The sequence below is a fragment of the Streptomyces pseudoechinosporeus genome, assembly GCF_054783935.1.
The window spans coordinates 13,966-35,276 of record NZ_BAAGPS010000018.1; the positions used below are offsets into that span (position 1 = coordinate 13,966).

The following is a 21,311-nucleotide window of genomic DNA, read 5'->3' on the forward strand; positions in this document are numbered from 1 at the left end:
GGAGTACACATGACCTCCAGCACCACCGAGCTGCCCCGTCCCAAAACCCTGTCGGACGTCAAGGGCTGGTTCCGTCCCGTCGATCAGCAGCTGTTCGACTGGTTCCTGTCCCGGCAGCTCGACAGCCAGCAGACCGGCAATCTGCTGGAGCTCGGCGCCTACATGGGAAAGAGCGCCATCTTCATGGCCTCCTACCTGCGTGACGAGGACAAGTTCACGGTGTGCGACCTCTTCGACTCCCCCGCGGAGGACGCGGCCAACAGCAAGGAGATGAACAAGTCCTACTCGACGCTGACCCGGCGGGCCTTCGAGGCCAACTACCTCGCGTTCCACGAGGAGTTGCCCGAGATCATCCAGGCTCCGAGCCAGGTGGTCGCCGACCGCGTCGAGGACAAGAGCTGCCGCTTCGCGCACATCGATGCCTCGCACCTGTACGAGCACGTGAACGCGGACATCGAGGCGGTGCGCGACATACTGCTGCCCGACGGCGTGGTCGTCCTCGACGACTTCCGCGCCGAGCACTGCCCGGGCGTCGCCGCGGCCACCTGGGGGGCAATACCCACGTTCGACCTGCGCCCCATCTGCATCACGGGCACCAAGTTCTACGGCACGTGGGGCGACCCCGAGCCGCTGCGCGACGCGCTGCTGGAGTGGCTGGCGGGCCGTGACGACATGTGGCACGAGGTGCAGCAGGTCGCGGGGTACGGGCTGATCCGTATCACCGGCCAAAAGGCGACCGAGCCGAAGCAGCCGGTGTCCAAGTACGCGGCCGAAGAGCCGGAGCCGGTCGTCGAGGCGCCCAAGCCCGCCCCGAAGCCCGCGCCCACTCCGCCCGCGGCCACGCGGCCCGCCACCGTCGGCCCCGCCAAGCGGCGGCCGAGCCGAGCCAGGCGGATCGCCAAGGATCTGCTGCCGCCGATCGTCACGAGGGCGCTGGTCAAGGCCCGTAAGGGCTGAGGCTCCTCGGTGGGGCGGGCCACGGCTCGCCCCACCGGGTGCGGTGGCGCACCGCCGCCTGAACCCCAGGCGCCCGGCCCGCCTTGAGTGCGGGCCGGGCGCCGAAGCGTGTCTGACCAGGATTACTCGACGACGAGCTCGACCGGGATGTTGCCGCGGGTGGCGTTGGAGTACGGGCAGACCTGGTGGGCCTGCTCGACCAGCTTGCGGCCGGTCTCGGCGTCGACGGACTCGGGAAGCTCCACGCGCAGCGTGACCGCGAGGCCGAAGCCCTCACCCTCCTTGCCGATGCCGACCTCGGCGGTCACCGCCGCGTCGCTGACATCGACCTTCGCCTGCCGGCCGACGAGACCGAGGGCGCTGGCGAAGCAGGCGGAGTAGCCCGCGGCGAACAGCTGCTCCGGGTTCGTGCCCTGACCGCTGCCGCCCATCTCCTTCGGGATGCCCAGCTCGAGGTCGAGGCGGCCGTCGTTGGTGAAGGCGCGGCCCTCACGGCCGTGGGTGGCGGTGGCGACAGCGGTGTAGAGCGCGTCCATGGGAACCGTCCCTCTCATCATGTGGATCAACATCAAGTTCAAGGTCGTGTCGGCAGGTCTTGGGAGTTGACCGCCTCACGACCACAAGTAGAGCACACAATTCAGTTGTGCACAATCCAGTGACGCACACGCGTTACCCTGGAGGCATGACCACTCCGACCCGAACCCCGGATCCCGCCGTCACGGACGCCGACACCGAGCCCCTGCGCGCCGCCGAGGACTTCCTCCGTCTCGACCAGCAGATCTGCTTCTCCCTGAACGCCGCGTCGCGCGCCTTCGGCGGCGTGTACCGGGTCGTCCTGAAGGACCTGGGGCTCACCTACCCCCAGTACCTGGTCATGCTCGTGCTGTGGGAGCACGACGAGCTGCCCGTGAAAAAGCTGGGCGAGCACCTGCGGCTCGACTCCGGGACGCTGTCGCCGCTGCTCAAGCGCCTGGAGGCGACCGGTCTCGTACGGCGTGAGCGCAGCGTCCTCGACGAGCGGTCGGTGGTCGTCCGGCCCACGGACGAGGGCCGCGCGCTGCGCGAGCGGGCGCTCGCCGTACCGCGACGGATCGCCGCCGCGACGGGCTTCGACCTGGACGAGATCCGCGACCTGCGGGCCCGGCTCGACAAGCTCACGGCGGCGCTGGACGAGGCGGATCTGGAGAGCGGCTGATCGAGTCCGTCCTGGGATCCGTCGATCACTGAGGGAACCAGCGCTCATTTCCTGCCATCTTTCCCACGGGACAATAAGCACCTCTTAACGGAAAATTAGCCACAAGAGCTCCTTTCCTTCCCGTGGAAGCCAGACAAGCCATGCACTCTCACCCGTCGCAGATCTGTGTCGTCGTCATCGGGTACGACGACGCCGCCCATCTGACGGACGCGGTGCGCTCCGCCCTCGCGCAGGGCCCGGCCGTCCGCGAGGTGATAGCCGTCGACGACGGCTCGACGGACGGCAGCCCCGACCTCCTCGACCGGCTCGCGCTCGACGAACCGCGCCTGAGGGTCGTACGCCGCAAGATCAACAGCGGCGGCTGCGGCAGCCCGCGCAACGACGGGATCGACGCCGCCACAGCCCCGTACGTGATGTTCCTGGACAGCGACGACGTACTGCCGCCCGGCGCGGTGGACGCACTGCTCTCCGCCGCCGTCGGGCACGGCACGGAGGTCGCGGCCGGCCTCTGCATCCGCCGCGAACTGCCGTCCGGGCGAGAGGCCCCTTGGCAGCCCGAGCTGTACGCGAATCCCGTCCTCGTCCCCCACCCCTCGCTCCGCACCCGCCTGGTCCACGACACGCTCTGCGTCAACAAGCTCTACCGCACCGACTTCCTGCGCGAGCACGGCATCCGCTTCCTCGAAGGGCGCTTCCCGTACGAGGACTTCGTGTTCACGGCGCGCGTGCTCGCCGCCGGGCCGCGCCTCGCGCTGGTCCCCGACACGGTGTACGTCTGGCAGGTGCGCCGGTCCGCCGAGCGGCTGTCGATCTCGCTCGACCGGGCGGGCATGGACAACTGGCGGGCGAGGCTCACGGCCCACGGCAGGGCGTACGACACCCTCCTCGCCGCCGGTGAGAAGCGGCTCGCTCGGGCGGCGCGCGCCGTGTTCCTGGACCACAGCCTGCGGATGTACGCGCGCGAGCTCAGGCTGCGCGGCTCCGGGTACCGGCGCGAGTGGTGGGCGCTCACGCGCGCGTACCTCGCGACGTTCGACGCGAGTGACTTCGCCGTCGCCCCGGCGCCCGGCCGGGTCGTCGCGCAGGTCGTCATGGCCTCCGAGGAGCCGCGCGACCTGGACCGCATCAGGGAGCTCGCGTCGCGACCGGCCCGGCTGGCGCCGCCGTACGCGCGGGCCGCGGACGGTACGCCGGTGTGGTCCGCCGACCTGCCCCAAGTGACCCTGGAACACCTGCTGTTCCGGCCTGTACGTCACCTCCCTGTTGCCGTCGACGCGGAACTGCGGCCACGCGCGCGTGCCACCCGGCTTCGGCTGCGTCTGCACGAGCTGTACGGGCGGATGGCGGAGGCGGGGCCGGCGTGCGTGGACGTCGAGTTCGCGCACCGGCAGGACGGGCGGGTGGGGCTCGGTCTCACGGCGCCGTTGCTGCCCGACGACTGCGAGGACGACTCCGGGCTCGAATCGGGGGCCAACTCCTCGGTCGACTCCTGGTGGGCCGAGGTCCCGGTCGACCTCTCGGCGCTCGGCTCCGGCACCTGGGATGTGCGGCTGCGGGTGCGGTTCCACGACGGCTCGGGCCGCGACACCACCGGGCACGCGGTCGCGGGGCCCGGACTGCTGCGTCGTACGGCGGTGTTGAGCGGGCGGCACGGCGTGGTGCTCGTCCAGCCGTACGCGACCCACTCGGGCTCGCTGGCGTTGCGGCTGGCGCCCGGTTGGCGGGGAATGGCCGCCGTGCTGCGCCGCCGACTGCTGCGCCTGCTTCACTGACACGCGACCATGGACGTACGTATCCGAACCACTACTGACAGACGAGGGGACGGCCGTACATGACCTGGTTGATCACCGGCGGCGCCGGCTACATCGGGGCACATGTGGTCCGCGCGATGACCGAGGCGGGCGAACAGGCCGTGGTGTACGACGACTTGTCCACCGGGATCGCCGAGCGCGTCCCCGAAGGCGTGCCGCTGGTCGTCGGCTCGACCCTGGACGCGGATCGCGTGACCCGCGCGCTCACGGACCACGCCGTCACCGGTGTCGTCCACCTGGCGGCGAAGAAGCAGGTCGGCGAGTCGATGGAGCTGCCGCTGCACTACTACCGCGAGAACGTCGAGGGTCTGCGCGTACTCCTGTCCGCCGTGACCGAGGCGGGAGTACCCTCCTTCGTGTTCTCGTCCTCGGCGGCGGTGTACGGCATGCCGGACGTCGACCTGGTGACCGAGGAGACGCCCTGCGTCCCCATGAACCCGTACGGCGAGACCAAGCTGGCGGGCGAGTGGCTGACCCGCGCCACGGGCCGCGCACATGGCCTGTCGACCGCCTCCCTGCGCTACTTCAACGTGGCGGGCGCGGCGACGCCGGAGCTGGCCGACGTCGGGGTCTTCAACATCGTGCCGATGGTCTTCGAAAAGCTGACGGAGGGCGCGCCGCCACGGATCTTCGGCGACGACTACCCGACGCCGGACGGTACGTGCGTACGCGACTACATCCACGTGGTCGACCTGGCCGAGGCCCACGTGGCGGCGGCCCGCCGCCTGGCCACGTCCCCCGGCACGGACCTGACCCTCAACATCGGCCGCGGGGAAGGCGTTTCGGTCCGCGAGATGATCGACCGCATCAACGACCTCACGGGCTACGACCTGCCCCCGGTCGTCACGCCCCGCCGCCCAGGGGACCCGCCCCGCGTCGTGGCGTCGGCTGCCCGCATCGCCGACGAGCTGGGCTGGAAGGCGAGGTACGACGTGGCCGACATGATCACGTCGGCTTGGGAGGGGTGGGTGCGGCTGCATCCGGGGGCACAGCGCGGCTGATCCCCCAGCCCGGCTGCGTCCCGAAGTCGATCGCCGCGCGTAAACCAGCAGCCCAAGGGCTGGGACTTCAACTGATGGTTCGCGCGCGGTGATCGGTACCCTGCACGTCCGGCCATGGCCAGTCGTCACGACGAGAGGGCAGCATGGGTATTCGCCTCGGCGGCATCGTTATCGACACCACAGACCTCGATCTCCTCGCCCGGTTCTGGAGCGGGCTGCTCGAACTGGAGATCACCCGTCGTGAGGACGACTGGATCAGCCTTGGCCCCGGCCTCGCCCTCCAGTTGGTGCCCGAGCCCAAGACCGTGAAGAACAGAATCCATTTCGATCTGGTCGCCGATGACTTCGCCAAAGCCGTCTCCCGCGCCGCCGAGCTGGGAGCCACAGCGGTCGGCGAGGTGCATGAGGACCTCTGGCAGGTCTGGCAGGACCCGGAGGGCAACGAGTTCTGCATCTGTGTGTCGTGACCAGCAACGCCGCCTCATCCGAGCCACGTCACCAGCTGGATGTACACCCGCTTCTGGTAGTCGATGATCTGGTACCACACTATGAGCGGACCCGTGGCGATCACGCGCAGGCCCTGCGGGTTCGTCACGCTCGCTCCGTCGCCCGGATCCTGGCCCAGTGAGGCGAGTACGACGAGTTCTCTCGCGACTTCCTCGGCGGCTGCGCGTCCTTCGGCCGGCAATTCGCCGACCACCCAGTCAGGGTCCGCGCCGTACTCCCAGGCCCACTCGGGGTCCTGGGACTCCTGGTCGTTCAAGCCTCGATCTCCCGCTCGGCCTCGCGCAGAATCCTGTTGATCTCCGCCATGGCGGCGCGGAACGCGGCTTCGTCGACTGTTTCGTTCTGAGAGATCCGCTCGGCCTCGTGCAGACGAGCCGCCCGTGCCGGATCCCGTTCGATCGCCACGAAGACGCCCCAGCGTTTCAGGAAGAGCTGAAGCGGGGCCGTGCTCCCGGTCTGGCTGGCCTGGTCGAACGCTCGCCCGGCCTCCAAGTCGAACTGCGGCAGGTCCACGAGGCTCACTCGCTTCACCGCCTCACGCAACGCGTCCCTGGCCAGGGGCGGCATCGGGATGATCGGCCCATCGTGATGCACCGGCTGTGCGCTCATCCCTCGATCCCTTCTCGCCCGCTGGTCAGGCCCAGTTTGCTCGTGGTCGTCACGTGCCAGGGTATCCACGTATGACCACGTCCGGCCCATCATCGGCCGAGCCCGGATGGCCCGGGCGCACCGAGTTCGAACCAGACGCCCTTGCCTCCCAGGGGCGGGCCGACGGAGTGCGCGGCGTCGGGTTCTGTGCCCCATCTGCCCTCGGTGAGCGCGTCCACGAGCCACATGCCGCGCCCGTTCTCGTCGAGGCAGCCCTCTCTCAGAACGGGCGGCTGCAGATCTCCGTCGTAGACGGTGACCCGGACCGCGGCGAGCGGTTCACCGACGGCCAGCCGTAACACAGCGTCGGCCCCCTTGGCATGTACGCAGGCGTTGGTGACGAGTTCGGAGGTGCAGAGGGCCGCGTCGTGGGCGAAGTCGTCGAGTTGCTGCGAGCGCAGGACGGAGGCGACGAAGTCGCGGGCGACGCGGGGGGTGGTGTCCAGGGACGGGCAGAAGAGGGTGTACTCGGGCATGGAGGATCAACTCCGTTGCAGGAATGGGGAAATGCAGGGAGGGGGGAGCAGTAGGGGGTAGGGCGCCGGTTGGTGTCATTGCCCGTGGGGTCGACTTCACACGGGTGCGCTTCCAACTGGCGTTGGGCATGGGTGAGTTGAGCAGCCGAACACTGGCGCAACGCAGCGTGTCGACCTGGGCGGGGACACCGACACCGTGGCGGCGATCGCGGGTGGGCTCGCGGGGGCTGTGTACGGGGCGGAAGCCATCCCGTCGCGTTGGACCGAGCCGTTGCATGTGCCGCTGCCAGGGTTCGACGGGCGGGTACTTCGGGCGGCTGAGCTGGTGGGACTGGCGGAGCGGTTGGCTCGGTAGCCACGGGTGTAGAAACGCGTTCGCCGCGGGCGGGACGGCTGCACAGCGGCTACCGACAGGCAGGCAGTTCTACGAATGTGACAGATTCCCCTGATGTGTAACATTCGCGGCCGCTGCACCATGCCCGCGGACGTGACCGACACCACGCGTCAAACGCCTCCGGAAACCCTTTCGTCATGCCCGAGTAAGCCCGACCGGTGCCCCACCGCCGGCGGGTGGGCGGGCGCATTGCCCGCCCTCCGGTAAGCGCAAACAGATGGTTGTAGCGCCGAACCATCTGGTTGTACAATCGAACCATGCCCCAAGATGGTGGAGCAGCAGATCCCGCGCTGCTACAAGACGCACTGCGGAGCTTCGTCCGTGCTTTCGGGCTGCACCAGCCCGAAAGCACACCGTGCGGTCAGGCGATCCCGGTCTCCGAGGCTCACGCCCTCGGTGAGCTTGCACAAGCGGGCGAGCTGCGGCAGGTGGAACTGGCCCGTCGGCTGCGGCTGCAGAAGAGCACCGTCAGTCGGCTCGTCGGGCAACTGACCGCCCGCGGCTGGGTGGAACGTGCCCCGTCCCCCGACGACGGCCGCGGCGTCGTCCTGCGTCTCACACCCGCGGGGCAGAACGCAGCGCACAACCTCGCCGAGGCTCGGCGGGAGAAGTTCTCCCGACTGCTTGATGCGATCCCGTCCCACGAACAAGCAGGCGTACTGCACGCCCTCGAAGTCCTGACGGAGGCACTGGATGAGTAACGGCAAGCGCCGACTGTTAACGGCCGGCATCGCCGCAGGAGGTGTCGGCGCGGCGCTGGCCGCAGTCCTGCTGATCGGCGACGCGCAGCAGGACAGCAGCGACCGGCGAACCGACCGGCAGCAGGTGGTCGCCGAGCGCGGTCGGTCCGTGATGCCTTTCGACCTCGAACAGACCACCCACCACTTCACCCCCACCGAGACGGGCGGGGTCCAGAACGTCGTCGCCGACCAGCCCGACGACACCAAGCAGATCGACCTCATCCGCGCCCACCTCCAACAGGAGGCCGAAGCGTTTGGCCGGGGAGACTTCGGCGACCCCGCCCAGATCCACGGCGACAGCATGCCGGGCCTGGCGGAACTGGAGGACGGCTACCAGCGCATCGAGGTCCGCTACCGGGAACGGCCCGACGGTGCCACCCTCACCTACGCCACCGACGAGCCCGTGCTGATCGACGCACTGCACGACTGGTTCCAAGCGCAGCTGAGCGATCACGGGGACCACGCCGAATCCGGTCACTGACCAGCGAGTCGAGCACCGCAGCAAGCCCATCATCGCGTCACCACGACCATCACAGAAGCGGAAGTGGACAGCTTGAACGACCCTTACGAGTTGAGCGTGGGCGTGCCCTCCGTCGAGGTCTTCCGCCGCCTGCGCACCGATGCCGGCCTCTCGGACAAAGACCCCGAAGCGGCGGCGCTCGCCCTGCCCAATACGTGGCACGGGGTGGTCCTTCACCACAAGGGGGAGCCCATCGGTATGGGGCGCGTCATCGGTGACGGCGGTACCGCGTTCCAGATCGTCGACATCTGCGTCCACCCCGCACACCAGGGCCGCGGCCTCGGCAAGCGCATCATGGCCGCACTCACCGAGGAACTGGACCGCCGGGCGCCCGCCACCGCCTACATCTCGCTGATCGCGGACGGCCCCGCACGCTTTCTGTACGAGAAGTTCGGGTTCGCCGACACCGCCGAGCACGACTCGATCGGGATGTATCGCGTGATGGGCGGAAGTCCTGGATTCAGCGGATCACGGGCGGAGCCCTAGGCGGACTTCAGGTGACCGAAGGACTGCGCGGCGGCCACGAGGCCGCACTGCTGGACGTCACCGGCCCGGAAGCGGTCGCCCACGGTCAGATCGCCGTACGCGATCAACGCGGCGCCCCCTTCGTCGAGGCCGACGCCTCGTCGAGGCCGGCGCCGCGAAGCAACACATCCACTGCTTCGTCCTGAGAGATCCGCTCCGCCTCGTGCAGACGAGCCGCCCGTGCCGTGGGGCCGACGGAGCGGCTGGCTCAGTAACCGCGGGCGCGGAAACGCGTTCGCCGCGGGCGGGACGGCGGTCCCAGTCCGCGGCGAGCGTTTCTGACGGGGTCCGTCAGAGCTTGTCCATGCGGGTGTAGGGGCTGACGATTCGGGCCTGGCGGGCGCCGAAGTCGACGAGCATCGCGACGCCGTCCTCGACGCCGACGATCGTGCCCAGGCCGAACTGGTCGTGCGACACTCGGTCGCCCAGCTCGAAGTGCTTGGCGACCGGGGCAACCGGAGCTTTGAAGGGACTGGTGGGCAGATGGCGCCGGGGCGCGGAAGGCTTCGTCATCGTGTAACCAGTATGCGCCCCCGGAGGCCCCGAAAGTGAGTCACCGATGACAACGATCCGGACGCTACGAGGGCCGATCGGCCGTACGGCACGCGGATTCGCCGGGCTGGGGACCCGTGAGAGACGGTTCTCACTCACCCTTACAACGCCTTGAGCGCCGCCGTCGTGGCCCGCGCCAGTTTCTCCAGGTAGCCCTTCGGCAGCTTCTGGTCGCGGATCACCACTGAGCGCCAGTACAGCGGTCCGGAGATCAGGTCGAGGGCCATCTCGTCGTCGATGCCCATACGGACCTCGCCGCGCCGCTCGGCCGCCGCGACGATGCCGCTTGCCACCCCCTCCTGGCCTTCTCGCAGGGCCTTCTGCATGGCCTGGGCGATGTCCGGGTTGCGGGCCGCCTCCGCCTGAAGGTCGGGGATGATCTGCGAGGCCACGGGGTGGCGCAGCGCGCGGGCCGTGACCTCGTACAGCAGCCGCAGGTCGCCCTCCAGGGTGCCGGTGTCGGGTGCCGGCAAGCCCTGTACCGCGATCGCCGACACCAGGTCGAGCACCAGGTGCAGCTTGGAACGCCACCGGCGGTAGACCGCCGTCTTGCCGACGCCCGCGCGGCGCGCGATGCCCTCGATGGACATCCGGGCGTATCCGACGGCCGCGAGTTCCTCGAAGACGGCCGCCCGGATGGCTTCCGTCACATCCTCGCGGAGTACGGCCGCCCCAGCGGGAGCCCTTCGGCGTGGCTGCGGAGGGCTCTGGGCGGCTCCGTCGGCTTTCCCGTCGGGGTTCGTCGTCATGCCGCACAGCATAGGGGCGTTACGACGAAACGGTTGCGTTCCGACGTTGAATCGACCTACGCTCACGTTGCGACGATACGGTCCCGTCCCGACGTAAAGCCGAGTCCATCCCCAGGTAAAGCAAGGGTTCGCACAGCAAGCCCCACCGCACCCTGCCCCCCACCCCAAGCGAAAGCACCGGATGTGAGCCAGGTCCTCGACACACCGCCCCCAGCACCGGCCTCGCCCGACGACGACCCCACAGCACTCGCCGCCCGCTACGGCCTGACGGTCAGCGGCGCCCGCCCCTCGCTGTCCGCGTACGTCCGCGAGCTGTGGGCGCGGCGGCACTTCATCACGGCGTTCGCGACGGCCAGGCTCACCGCTCAGTACAGCCAGGCGAAGCTCGGGCAGGTCTGGCAGGTGGCGACGCCGTTGCTGAACGCTGCGGTCTACTACTTCATCTTCGGCGTGCTGATGGGCACCAGCCGGGGGGTGCCGGACTACATCCCGTTCCTGGTCACGGGCGTGTTCGTGTGGACGTTCACGCAGAGTTCGATCATGGCGGGCACCCGGGCGATCTCCGGCAGCCTGGGCCTGGTCCGGGCGCTGCACTTCCCGCGGGCCGCGCTACCGGTGTCGTACGCACTGCAACAGCTCCAGCAGCTGCTGTTCTCGATGGCGGCGCTGATCGTGATCCTGCTCTGCTTCGGAGTGCCGGTCGGCGTGTCCTGGCTGCTGGCACTCCCGGCTTTGGCACTTCAGTTCGTGTTCAACGCGGGCGTGGCGATGATCATGGCGCGGTTGGGGGCGAAGACGCCGGACATCGCGCAGCTGATGCCGTTCGTGCTGCGCACCTGGATGTATGTCTCGGGTGTCATGTGGAGCATCGACAGGGTGCTCAGCGGTCACCAGGACCTGCCGCACGTCGTACTGCTCGCGCTGGAGTGCAATCCGGCCGCGATCTATATCGACCTCATGCGGTTCGCGCTGATCGACAGCTTCCATGCGAGCCAGTTGCCGCACCACGTGTGGCCGCTCGCGATCGGCTGGGCGCTCCTCGCGGGCGTCGGCGGCTTCATCTACTTCTGGAAGGCCGAGGAGACGTACGGACGTGGCTGAGCACGCTGAGAACAACGAGAAGATCCCCACCGTCATCGCCGACGGCGTCGACATCGTCTACCGGGTCAACGGCACCGGCGCCGGCCGCGGCTCCGCGACCGCCGCGCTCAATCGCATCGTGCGCGGCAGGAAGGCCGAGCAGGCGGCGGGCGTACGCAAGGTGCACGCCGTGAAGAGCGTGTCCTTCACCGCGTACAAGGGCGAGGCCATCGGGCTGATCGGCACGAACGGGTCCGGCAAATCGACCCTGCTCAAGGCGGTCGCCGGGTTGCTCCCCGTCGAGAACGGCCGCATCTACACGGACGGCCAGCCCTCCCTCCTCGGTGTGAACGCGGCCCTGATGAACGACCTGACCGGTGAGCGCAACGTCCACCTCGGCGGGCTCGCCATGGGGATGTCGCGCGAGCAGGTCCGCGAGCGGTACCAGGAGATCGTCGAATTCTCCGGCATCAACGAGAAGGGGGACTTCATCACGCTGCCCATGCGGACGTATTCCTCCGGGATGGCGGCGCGGCTTCGGTTCTCCATCGCCGCCGCGAAGGACCACGACGTGCTGATGATCGACGAGGCGCTGGCCACCGGCGACCGCTCCTTCCAGAAGCGCTCCGAGGCCCGGATCCGTGAGTTGCGCAAGCACGCCGGCACGGTGTTCCTGGTCAGCCACAACAACAAGTCCATCCGGGATACGTGCGACCGGGTGCTGTGGCTCGAGCGGGGCGAGCTCCGGATGGACGGGCCGACCTCTGAAGTACTGGCCGCCTATGAGGAGTTCACCAGCGGGAGGCGGTAACGGACGGGCCTCTCAACGGTCCCCCTCAGCGCTCCAGGAAAGCGAACAGCTCCTCCCAGCGCCGTACGATCTCATCCGTCCGGTAGCGCTGGATGTTCGCCCTCGCCGCGTTCCCCATCCGGTCCCGCAGCTCCTTGTCGGACATCAACGTGCCCAGCCTGCGGGCCAGTTCGCCCGTGTTGCCGAGGCCCGCGAGCAGACCGTCCTCCCCGTCCCGGACGATCTCGCGTACCCCGGGCGCGCAGTCGAACGCGGCGCACGGCAGGCCCGTAGCCATCGCCTCCATCAGGGCGAGCGGGAAACCCTCACCTCGCGACGACTGGACGAAGACCGAGCCGCCGCGCAACGCGCCCGGCACATCGCCCGTACTCCCCATCCACTCAACACAGCTGTCGAGCCCCAGTGCCGTGCACTGCTTCTTCAGGAGTTCCTCGTCCTCGCCGGAGCCGTAGATCCGCAGGGTCCAGCCGGGGTGGTGCGGGGCGGCCTCGGCCCAGGTGTCGAGGAGCATGTCGATGCCCTTCTGGTCGTGCAGGCGGCCCATGCTGACGACCACGTTCGCGGTGCGCGGCGAGGGGACGTCGGGCATGAAGGGCAGCGGATTCGGCATGTACGAGACGTTGTTGAGGCCCTCGCCGATCCACAGGTCGGCGTCCTCACGGGTCAGGGTCAGCATGCGGTCGACGTCTCGGTAGTGCTTGAGCACGCGCCGGAAACGTCCGGCTGCCTTGGAGTACGCGTACGACTCGTGGCTCATGCCGATGACGGTCAGGCCGTGTGTGTCGGCCAGTTCCACCCACTCCATGGCCCACACCTGCGTGACGATCACGACCGCGCCGGGCCGCGCCGCCCGGAACAGCGCCGTCAGCTTGGCGGCCTGCTCGCGCATGCCCGCCCGGCGGGCACGACCGGGGCGATGCGGCCGTCCGGAGTGCAACGTCGTGGTCGGATACGGGAGTTCGCCCAGCTCCTGCGCGACCTCGGCCGGAGCGATGCCGACGACGTGCACGCGATGCCCGCGCTCGGTGAACAACCGGGTCATCTGATGCGACCAACTCGTCACTCCGCCCAGCTCGTTGACGCTGTTGGAGACGAAGAAGACGTCCCGCTCCGGATACCCGCTCACGCGCGCCTCCACTGGGAGAAGAACTGCTCGACGACGCTCCGCGCCGCGTCCCCCTTGTCGTACTCGCCGAAGTCCGCGACGAACCGCTCCCGCGCCGCCGCGTACTTGACCGCCTGCTTCTCCAACGAGCCGAGGACGGCGTGCAGTTCGTCCTCGGTGCGCACGACGGGTCCGGGTGCCCGTTCCAGCAGGTCGAAGTAGGTCCCGCGGCCCTCGTACACGTACTCCTCGTAGTCGTACGCGAAGAAGAACATCGGCCGGTCGAGGAGGGCGTAGTCGAACATCACGGACGAGTAGTCGGTGATCAGGCCGTCGGCGAGCGCCAGGAGCGGTGTCACGTCGTGGTGCGCCGATACGTCGATGACGCGGCCCCGCACGGACGGCGGGAGCACCACGTGGTTGAGGTAGTGCGAGCGGACGAGGAGGACGTAGCGGTCGCCGAAGGTGTCCGCGAAGCGCTCCACGTCGAAGGGCAGCTCGAAGCGTCGCTGCCCGCGTCCGCGGAAGGTGGGCGCGTACAGCAGGACCCTTCTGTCCTCTGGGATGCCCAACTCGGCGGCCAGCGGCGGCCGTTCGGTGGACTGGCGGGCTCGTACGAGGGCGTCGTTGCGCGGATAGCCCACCCGCAGCAGCGTCTTCTCCTTCAGGCGGAAGGCGCGGGCGAGCGTGCGGACGTCGTGCTCGGAGCGGATCAAGAAGCGGTCGAAACGGTCCAGCGTGCGCTGCTGCTCCTCCTGCCCGCGACGGGACTTGAGCTTCCACTCCGGTTCGTCGAAGCCCATCCGCTTGAGTGCCGAGCCGTGCCAGGTCTGGATGTACGTGGTCCGGGGCCGCTTGGTGAGCTTCAGCGGATAGCTCTGGTTGTCGATCCAGAACTCGGCCCGGGCCAGCGCCTTCAGGTAGGGCAGCGACCAGCGGCGTACGAGCGTGGCGTCGGACGGAAAGCCCACCGGACTGCCGCTGTACGACCACACCGCCTCGAACTCCAGGCCCTGGCGCCGCATTTCCTCGTAGATCGCCCGCGGACTGTCGCTGTACTGCCGGCCCAGGTGGCTCTCGAAGACGACCAGGCGTTTCTTCACGGGCAGCCGGCTGAACACCTCGTGATACAGCCGGATCTTGGTGTCGCCGGAGGTCAGCTTCTTGCGCACCGCCTTCGCCTGCCGGTACCCGGACTTGGCGAGCCGACCCGGCGGCCCCTGCACGCCGCGCGCGACAAACGCGTCCACTTCCTCACGGGACACGAGCCGGAAGCAGAGATGGCCGCGCGCGGAGATCTCCGGTTCGATGTGGTGGGCGACCAGGCGGGTGAGCCGGGGCCGGACGGGCAACTGCCCGGCGGCCAAGCCGGGTTCGGAGGCGGTGAGCCGGGTCGTGGTGCGGGCGTCGTCGACGTCGAGATGGAGGCGTACGTCCCATACGGCGTCCACGATGCCCAGCGGACGCAGCCGCCGTGCGAGATCCGCCGAAGCCTCCCAGGCGATGGTCTCGCCCTCGTGCCGCAGGGTGGCCACGGGGAACCGGAAGGTCTGGAAGCGCAGGCTCTTGCGGCGGGCGTAGAACTCCAGCTCGCCGCTGAGCCGCGCGCCGAGCGGGATGACGCCGAGTGGATTGGTGATGCGCCCGGCCAGCCGGACGGTGCCGGCCGCTTCCGCGTAGCCGGTCAGGGCGTTGCGCAGGAACATCTTCTCGACCGGCTTGGTGTGGTAGCCCAGTTCGGTGACGTCCAGGACCTGCCGCGCGAAATCGTCGCCGCCCAGGTGCTCGACGCACCAGTAGATCCGCCCGTCGCGTTCGAGGAGCGGCGAGGAGATCTTGTCGCGGTTGGTGAGCGTGTCCACGGCCGGGAGGAGATGGTCCCAGTCGCTCCCCCGCAGGAGATGGGCGCAGATGGCGTGAATGGGCTCCACCTCGTCGAAGGCGGCATGGTCGATCGAGTCGAGGTAGTCGCGGGTGATCGCGGCGAACTCGTGGCGGTAGGCGGCGTCCCGGAACGGCAGTTCACGCAGGTGCAGCACCAGATCGTGCTTGAGGAACTTGACGTCCTTGTGGAACTTCAGCTCCAACAGGCCCTGTTCCGCGAGCAGTTGGTCGATCCGGCGGTGGATCTCCATCCGCTGTGCGAAGTTGGCGATCTCGTCGCGGCGGTTGCTGATCGACTTCTTCGTGGCGGCCTTCTCGACGACGTTCCAGTCGTACACGCGGTTGGGGATCAGGGTGATGCGGCGGGCGGCGGCGTACGCCTGGGCCGAGAAGAGCAGGTCCTCGTAGTGGATGCCGACGGGGAAGCGCAGGTCCCGGTCCAGCAGGAACTGTCTGCGGTAACACTTGTTCGTCGACAGGGTGTCGAAGACCAGCAGGTCGGGCAGCTCGGCGATCGACTCCAGGGTGCGGGTGCGCGCGTACAGCCAGGGGTACCACTTGACCTCCTTGCGGCCGCGCGAGTCCACGTGCACGCGTACGCACAGCCCGGAGACGAGGTCGGCGCCGGTGGTCTCGGCCGCTTCCAGGAGGTTCCGGCAGGCGTTGCGCTCCAGTACGTCGTCGCTGTCGAGGAAGACGACGTACGTGCCGCGCGCCTGCTCGATGCCGTGGTTGCGCGGCGCCCCGCAGCCACCGCTGTTCTCCGGGAGCCGGTAGGCGCGTACGCGATCGGGATGCTCCGCGGCCAGCCGCCGGGCCGTCTCGTACGAGCCGTCCGTGCTGCGGTCGTCCACGATCACGACCTCGACGTTCCGCAGCGTCTGCGCCAGCACGGACTGGACGGCCGCCGGCAGGCGGGACTCGTCGTTGTAGACGATGACAATGACGGTGACGTCGGGCACGGCGGCGGTGACGTCGGGCGGCCGGGACAGATCCACGTTCATCCCATGAATCCTAAATGTCCCGGTCGCCCCCGTCCGCGTACATACCGCCGTGCGTACCGCCTACGAATGCGTACGCAACATCGTCCGCATCGTCCGCATCGCCACCGACAGGTTCGCCAGGTCGAAGGACTCCGAGCTCTGGATCTCCTCCAGGGTCGTACGGGCCCGGCCCAGGATCGCCGCGTTCTTCTGCTCCCAGGCCTTGAAGCGCTGCTCCGGTGTGGCCGCGCCGTTTCCGAAGGCGAGGACGTCGGAAGTGAGCGCCGCGTGGGCCGCGTACAGGTCCTCGCGGATGGAGGCGCGGGCCATGGACTGCCAGCGGTCGGCGCGCGGGAGCTCGATGATGCGGTCCATGAGCTGGCTGACGCGGAGGCGGTCGGCGAGGTCGTAGTACACCTCGGCGACGTCCATCGGGTCCTTGCCGGTGCGGTCGGCCACCGCGACGACGTCGAGCGCCGGGAAGGCCGCGGAGAACCCGGCGACGCGCTGGGCGAGCTCGTCCGGGACATCGGCGGCCGACAGCTCGTCGTAGATCCGCTGGTACCACTCCAGGTCCGCGCCGCGCAGCAGCTTGGGCAGCTCGGCCCAGACCCGTGCGACCCCCTCGCTGAAGAAGTCGATCGTCTCGGCGAGCTCGAGCGGCTGCGGCCGGTTGTTGAGCAGCCAGCGGGTGCCGCGCTCGACGAGACGACGGGAGTGCAGGCGGATACGGGTCTGGACGGCCGCGGCGACCCTGTTGTCGAGCGCCTCGACCTCGTCCCACACCTCACTCAGCCCGAAGATCGCGCGGGCCGCGGTCTGCGCCCGGACGATCTCCTCAAGGGAGGCTCCGGTCTCCTCGCGCAGCCGGTGCAGGAAGCTCGTACCGCCCGTGTTGACCGTGTCGTTGACCAGCACCGTCGTGGTGATCTCACGGCGCAGCGGGTGGCTGTCGATCTGCCCGAGGAACTGCTCGCGCAGCGCGGTCGGGAAGTACGCGTGCAGCAGGCTCCGCAGATACGGGTCGTCGGGCAGCGAGGTGTGCAGCAGCTCGTCGGCGACCGTGATCTTCGTGTACGCGAGGAGGACGGCCGTCTCCGGCTGGGTCAGGCCGTGCCCGGTGTTGAGGCGCTCCCGGATCTGGCGCTCGGTGGGCATGAACTCCAGGGCCCGGTCGAGGTGCCCGGCGCGCACCAGATGGCGCAGATAGCGGTGCTGGGCGTGCAGCATGTCCGGGGACTGGGCCTGTGCGTTGGAGAGCGCCACGTTCTGCGCGTAGTTGTTGCGCAGGACCAGCCCGCCGACCTCGTCGGTCATCTCGGCGAGCAGCTTGTTGCGCTGCTTGACGGTCATGTCGCCGTCCGCGACGACCGCGTTGAGCAGGATCTTGATGTTCACCTCGTGGTCGGAGGTGTCCACGCCCGCGCTGTTGTCGATGGCGTCGGTGTTGACCTTGCCGCCGGCTTGCGCGAACTCGATCCGGCCGAGCTGGGTCAGGCCGAGGTTGCCGCCCTCGCCGACGACCTTGACCCTGAGGTCGGCGCCGTCCACGCGGATCGCGTCGTTCGCCTTGTCGCCGACGTCCGCGTGCGTCTCGGTCGACGCCTTCACGTACGTACCGATGCCGCCGTTCCACAGCAGGTCGACCGGTGCCTTGAGGATGGCCCGCATCAGGTCGGCGGGGGTCATCTTGGCGACGCGGTCCTCGATGCCGAGGGCCTTGCGGATATGGGTGTTGAGCGGGATGGCCTTGGCGGTACGCGGGAAGATGCCGCCGCCCTGTGACAGCAGCTCCTTGTTGTAGTCGGCCCAGGAGCTGCGCGGCAGCTCGAAGAGGCGGCGGCGTTCGGCGTACGAGGTGGCCGCGTCCGGATTCGGGTCGATGACGATGTGCCGGTGGTCGAAGGCGGCGACCAGACGGATGTGCTCGGACAGCAGCATGCCGTTGCCGAACACGTCACCCGACATGTCGCCGACGCCGACGACGGTGAACTCGTCGGTCTGGGTGTTCACGCCCAGCTCCCGGAAGTGCCGCTTCACGGACTCCCAGGCGCCTCGGGCGGTGATGCCCATCTTCTTGTGGTCGTAGCCGGCGCTGCCGCCCGAGGCGAAGGCGTCGCCGAGCCAGAAGTTGTAGCTCTGCGCGACCTCGTTGGCGATGTCCGAGAAGGTCGCGGTGCCCTTGTCGGCGGCGACGACGAGGTAGGTGTCGTCCTCGTCGTGCCGTACGACGTCGGCGGGCGGTACGACCTCTCCGGCCACCATGTTGTCGGTGATGTCGAGCAGCGCCGAGATGAAGGTCTTGTAGCTGCGGATGCCCTCCGCCAGCCAGGCGTCGCGGTCCACGGACGGGTCCGGCAGCTGCTTGGCGACGAAGCCGCCCTTCGCTCCGACCGGCACGATGACGGTGTTCTTGACCATCTGCGCCTTGACCAGGCCGAGGATCTCGGTGCGGAAGTCCTCACGGCGGTCGGACCAGCGCAGACCGCCGCGCGCGACTTTCCCGAACCGCAGGTGGACGCCCTCGACACGCGGTGAGTACACCCAGATCTCGTAAGCCGGACGCGGCGCCGGAAGGTCGGGGATGGCCGTCGGGTCGAACTTCATGGAGACGTACTCGTGCGGCTGTCCGCCCGCCGCCTCCTGGAAGAAGTTGGTGCGCAGGGTCGCCTTGATGACGGTCAGGAACGACCGCAGGATCCGGTCCTCGTCGAGGGAGGCGACCTGGTCGAGGGCGGCGTCCAGCTCCTCGATGAGGGCGTCGGTCAGTTCCGTACCCGCCCGCTGGCGGTCCGGGGACATCCGCGCCTCGAAGAGGGAGACGAGCAGCCGGGTGGTGTGGACGTTGTTGCGGAGGGTGTCCTCCATGTAGTCCTGGCTGAAGGTGGAGCCGGCCTGGCGCAGGTACTTCGCGTACGCCCGCAGCACCATGGCCTGCCGCCAGCTCAGCCCGGCGCTCAGGACGAGGGAGTTGAAGCCGTCGTTCTCGGCCTGCCCCGTCCAGGTCGCCGAGAAGGCGTCCTGGAAGCGCTCACGGGCGTCGTCGGCGAGATAGTCGCCGCTGCCCTTGGACGGGGGCACGCGCAGGCCGAAGTCGTAGATCCAGGCGGAGGTACGGTCCGAGCAGCGCAGCTCGTACGGGCGCTCGTCGGTGACCTCGACGCCGAGCCGGGTGAGGACCGGCAGGACGGCGGAGAGAGAGACCGGCGCTCCGGTGCGGTAGATCTTGAAGCGGCGCTCGCCGGGCGCGGCGCCCACCGGCTCGTACAGGCTGAGCGCGAAGTCCTTGCCGTCGCCGAGCTGCTCCAGGTGCACCAGGTCGGCGACCGCCGCGCGCGGGTTGTGGTCGGCCTTGTAGCCCTCGGGGATGGCGTTCCCGTACCGGCGCAGCAGTTCGGCCGCGCGCTCCTCGCCGCATTCGGCGTTCAGCGCCTCGGCGAAACCGTCGGCCCAGGAGCGGGCGGCCTCGGCGAGCCGCGCCTCGATGCGCTCCTTGTCGGCGTCGGACAGCTGCGGCAGCTCGGTGCCCTGCGGGACGCGGACCACGAAGTGCAGCCGGGACAGGATCGACTCGGTGTTCCAGGCGGTGAAGTCGACGCTGGTGCCGCCGAGTTCCTCCTTCAGGATGTCGATGATCCGCAGGCGTACGGCGGTGGTGTAGCGGTCGCGCGGCAGGTAGACGAGGGCCGAGTAGTAGCGGCCGTACTCGTCCTGGCGCAGGTAGAGGCGGAGCCGGCGGCGCTCCTGCAGATAGAGGACGGAGGTGACGATGGACCGCAGCTCGTCGACCGGCGTCTGGAACAGCTCGTCACGGGGGTACGTCTCCAGGATCTGCAGCAGATCGCGCCCGTCGTGGCTGTTGGGCGAGAAGCCCGCGCCCTTGAGGACCTCCTGGACCTTGCGGCGGATGACCGGCACACGGCGTACGGACTCGGTGTACGCGGCGGAGGAGAACAGCCCGAGGAAGCGCCGCTCACCGATGACGTTCCCGTTCTCGTCGAACCTCTTCACGCCGATGTAGTCGAGGTAGGACGGCCGGTGCACGGTGGAGCGGCTGTTGGCCTTGGTGAGGATGAGGAGCTTGTGCTCGCGGGCCTTGGCGCGCGCGTCGGCGGGGAGCCGGCTGAAGGAGTGCGAGTGGCCGTGGGCGTCGTCGCCGCTGTGGTGCGGGTCGGCGCGCAGAATGCCGAGGCCGGTGCCGGGTACGGCGGCGAGGGAGTCGTCCTCCGTCAGCTCGTACTCGCGGTAGCCGAGGAAGGTGAAGTGGTCGGCGGCCAGCCAGCACAGCAGCTCGCGGGCCTCCTCGACGTCCTGGTCGCGCAGATCGTCGGCGGTGGGCTCGGTCGGCAGGTCATCGGCGATACGCAGCGCGGCGTCACGCATCTTCTCCCAGTCCTCGACGGCCTCGCGGGTGTCGGAGAGCACGCGCAGCAGGTCGGCGGTGATCTGCTTCAGGTCGGCGCGGTCGGTCTCGCGGTCGATCTCGACGTGGATCCAGGACTCGATGTGGGCGTCGTGCGGCAGGTCTTCGGCGGCGGGCCGGGTGGGCTGGACCTCGATGAGCTTGCCGGTGACATCGCGCCGTACGACGAACTGGGGGTGGATGACGACGTGGATACCGCGCCCCTGCCGCGACAGCTCATTGGTCACGGAGTCGACGAGGAAGGGCATGTCGTCGGTGACCACCTCGACGACGGAGTGGCTGCAGGTCCAGCCGTTCTCCTCGACGGTCGGGGTGTGGACCCGCACATTGGCCGTGCCCTGAGGGCGGTTCTCGGCCAGCCGGTAGTGGCAGAAGGCGGCTCCGAAGACATCGACCGGGTCACGGTCGGTGAGGTCCTCCGGGGCGGTGTGCAGGTAGTAGCGCTGGAGGAACGCGAGCACGGTGTCGTGGTCCGGGGTGCCGGAGGTGCCCTCGTCCTTCGGCCCGGTCGGTAGATGCACCCCGGCCGGGCTGTTCTCAGCTACCCGGGCGGCCCGTTCGAGCAGCTCGGCCTTGGCTTCGTCCAGCTTGGTCTGCATTTTCCTCTGGCTCCTGTCGCGCGCCGTTGCGTGACGCCGAAAAACGTGAAGTGACGTAGCGCCGCGACGCGGGGTGTCCGGTCTGGTTCGACGCTATGCCGCGATGAGAGAGGGGCGAGGCGTTATCGGCCATGTTCGGCACCGCCGGAGACTGTGAGACTGCTCTCGGTGACCCGTATCGCCCGCGAAGACCAGCGACCGCCCGGCCACGGATGTCGTCCGTGCGGTCCGGGCGCAAAGCGGGAAGACAGACGCCCCCGCGACATATCGCGCTGATCACGTGACAAGGCTATCGCTCCGCACGGGGCCTCCGTCATGAGCCGTATGTGTACAAAAGAGGGGGTGGGATTT

General features: G+C 69.0%; 19 protein-coding genes and 1 pseudogene. 11 read left to right on the top strand and 9 right to left on the bottom strand.

The features are described from left to right. Positions 1-9: 9 nt before the first annotated feature. A complete protein-coding gene (locus tag ACYVO6_RS22525; protein ID WP_461063816.1) occupies positions 10-957 on the top strand; it encodes a class I SAM-dependent methyltransferase in 948 nt (315 codons plus the stop codon). Positions 958-1,079: 122 nt separating this feature from the next. On the opposite strand, the gene ACYVO6_RS22530 is transcribed toward ACYVO6_RS22525, so the two are convergent. After that, positions 1,080-1,493 carry an organic hydroperoxide resistance protein gene (locus ACYVO6_RS22530; RefSeq protein ID WP_461063818.1) on the bottom strand — a complete coding sequence of 138 codons (414 nt, stop codon included), beginning with the start codon at positions 1,491-1,493 and terminating at the stop codon, positions 1,080-1,082. A 146-nt stretch (positions 1,494-1,639) separates the two neighbouring features. On the opposite strand from ACYVO6_RS22530, the gene ACYVO6_RS22535 reads away from it, so the two are divergent. From ACYVO6_RS22535 to ACYVO6_RS22550, 4 genes are all read left to right on the top strand, one after another. Then, on the top strand, positions 1,640-2,152 hold the full coding sequence (locus ACYVO6_RS22535; RefSeq protein ID WP_461063820.1) for a MarR family winged helix-turn-helix transcriptional regulator: 513 nt from the start codon (positions 1,640-1,642) through the stop codon (positions 2,150-2,152). Between the two features lie 140 nt (positions 2,153-2,292). After that, on the top strand, positions 2,293-3,924 hold the full coding sequence (locus ACYVO6_RS22540; RefSeq protein WP_461063822.1) for a glycosyltransferase family 2 protein: 1,632 nt from the start codon (positions 2,293-2,295) through the stop codon (positions 3,922-3,924). A 59-nt stretch (positions 3,925-3,983) separates the two neighbouring features. Beyond that, positions 3,984-4,964, top strand: a complete 981-nt coding sequence (gene galE / locus ACYVO6_RS22545; protein WP_461063824.1) for a UDP-glucose 4-epimerase GalE — start codon at positions 3,984-3,986, stop codon at positions 4,962-4,964. Positions 4,965-5,107: 143 nt separating this feature from the next. Next, positions 5,108-5,431 (top strand): VOC family protein, encoded by a 324-nt coding sequence (locus ACYVO6_RS22550; protein WP_461063826.1) that lies wholly within the window; start codon positions 5,108-5,110, stop codon positions 5,429-5,431. Positions 5,432-5,445: 14 nt separating this feature from the next. Here ACYVO6_RS22550 and ACYVO6_RS22555 read toward each other — a convergent pair whose 3' ends face one another. The 3 genes from ACYVO6_RS22555 to ACYVO6_RS22565 all read right to left on the bottom strand — a co-directional run bounded on the left by ACYVO6_RS22555 (position 5,446) and on the right by ACYVO6_RS22565 (position 6,595). Continuing rightward, positions 5,446-5,727 carry a hypothetical protein gene (locus tag ACYVO6_RS22555; protein WP_461063828.1) on the bottom strand — a complete coding sequence of 94 codons (282 nt, stop codon included), beginning with the start codon at positions 5,725-5,727 and terminating at the stop codon, positions 5,446-5,448. Further along, positions 5,724-6,080, bottom strand: a complete 357-nt coding sequence (locus ACYVO6_RS22560) for a hypothetical protein (protein ID WP_461063830.1) — start codon at positions 6,078-6,080, stop codon at positions 5,724-5,726. The genes ACYVO6_RS22555 and ACYVO6_RS22560 overlap by 4 nt, the downstream gene beginning before the upstream one ends. A gap of 89 nt (positions 6,081-6,169) precedes the next feature. After that, positions 6,170-6,595 (bottom strand): ATP-binding protein, encoded by a 426-nt coding sequence (locus ACYVO6_RS22565; protein ID WP_461063832.1) that lies wholly within the window; start codon positions 6,593-6,595, stop codon positions 6,170-6,172. A 163-nt stretch (positions 6,596-6,758) separates the two neighbouring features. On the opposite strand from ACYVO6_RS22565, the pseudogene ACYVO6_RS22570 reads away from it, so the two are divergent. The 4 genes and pseudogenes from ACYVO6_RS22570 to ACYVO6_RS22585 form a co-directional block, all read left to right on the top strand. Continuing rightward, positions 6,759-6,950: pseudogene (locus ACYVO6_RS22570) on the top strand (ADP-ribosylglycohydrolase family protein); the annotation flags it as partial. 296 nt (positions 6,951-7,246) lie between these two features. Continuing rightward, positions 7,247-7,690, top strand: a complete 444-nt coding sequence (locus ACYVO6_RS22575; RefSeq protein WP_461063834.1) for a MarR family winged helix-turn-helix transcriptional regulator — start codon at positions 7,247-7,249, stop codon at positions 7,688-7,690. Then, positions 7,683-8,210 carry an aspartate carbamoyltransferase gene (locus ACYVO6_RS22580; RefSeq protein WP_461063836.1) on the top strand — a complete coding sequence of 176 codons (528 nt, stop codon included), beginning with the start codon at positions 7,683-7,685 and terminating at the stop codon, positions 8,208-8,210. Before ACYVO6_RS22575 ends, ACYVO6_RS22580 begins: the two co-directional genes overlap by 8 nt. Before the next feature lie 63 nt (positions 8,211-8,273). Further along, entirely contained in the window at positions 8,274-8,735 is a 462-nt protein-coding gene (locus ACYVO6_RS22585) for a GNAT family N-acetyltransferase (RefSeq protein ID WP_461063838.1), read from the top strand. 330 nt (positions 8,736-9,065) lie between these two features. Here the strand turns inward: ACYVO6_RS22585 and ACYVO6_RS22590 are convergent, their stop codons facing one another. After that, entirely contained in the window at positions 9,066-9,287 is a 222-nt protein-coding gene (locus tag ACYVO6_RS22590) for a hypothetical protein (RefSeq protein ID WP_033326538.1), read from the bottom strand. Between the two features lie 140 nt (positions 9,288-9,427). Beyond that, positions 9,428-10,087 (bottom strand): TetR/AcrR family transcriptional regulator, encoded by a 660-nt coding sequence (locus ACYVO6_RS22595; RefSeq protein ID WP_461063886.1) that lies wholly within the window; start codon positions 10,085-10,087, stop codon positions 9,428-9,430. A 171-nt stretch (positions 10,088-10,258) separates the two neighbouring features. Here ACYVO6_RS22595 and ACYVO6_RS22600 point away from each other — a divergent pair, with 171 nt between their 5' ends. After that, on the top strand, positions 10,259-11,176 hold the full coding sequence (locus ACYVO6_RS22600; RefSeq protein WP_461063840.1) for an ABC transporter permease: 918 nt from the start codon (positions 10,259-10,261) through the stop codon (positions 11,174-11,176). Next, positions 11,169-11,966: an ABC transporter ATP-binding protein gene (locus ACYVO6_RS22605; RefSeq protein ID WP_461063842.1), complete on the top strand. Its 798-nt coding sequence runs from the start codon at positions 11,169-11,171 to the stop codon at positions 11,964-11,966. The genes ACYVO6_RS22600 and ACYVO6_RS22605 overlap by 8 nt, the downstream gene beginning before the upstream one ends. A 25-nt stretch (positions 11,967-11,991) precedes the next feature. Here the strand turns inward: ACYVO6_RS22605 and ACYVO6_RS22610 are convergent, their stop codons facing one another. From ACYVO6_RS22610 to ACYVO6_RS22620, 3 genes are read right to left on the bottom strand one after another with little or no spacing between them, the layout of a single operon-like run. Further along, complete coding sequence (locus tag ACYVO6_RS22610) at positions 11,992-13,092, bottom strand: glycosyltransferase (protein ID WP_461063844.1); 1,101 nt, start codon at positions 13,090-13,092, stop codon at positions 11,992-11,994. Next, a complete protein-coding gene (locus ACYVO6_RS22615; protein WP_461063846.1) occupies positions 13,089-15,959 on the bottom strand; it encodes a bifunctional glycosyltransferase/CDP-glycerol:glycerophosphate glycerophosphotransferase in 2,871 nt (956 codons plus the stop codon). Before ACYVO6_RS22615 ends, ACYVO6_RS22610 begins: the two co-directional genes overlap by 4 nt. A gap of 60 nt (positions 15,960-16,019) precedes the next feature. After that, complete coding sequence (locus ACYVO6_RS22620) at positions 16,020-20,960, bottom strand: NAD-glutamate dehydrogenase (RefSeq protein ID WP_461063848.1); 4,941 nt, start codon at positions 20,958-20,960, stop codon at positions 16,020-16,022. Positions 20,961-21,311: the final 351 nt, after the last annotated feature.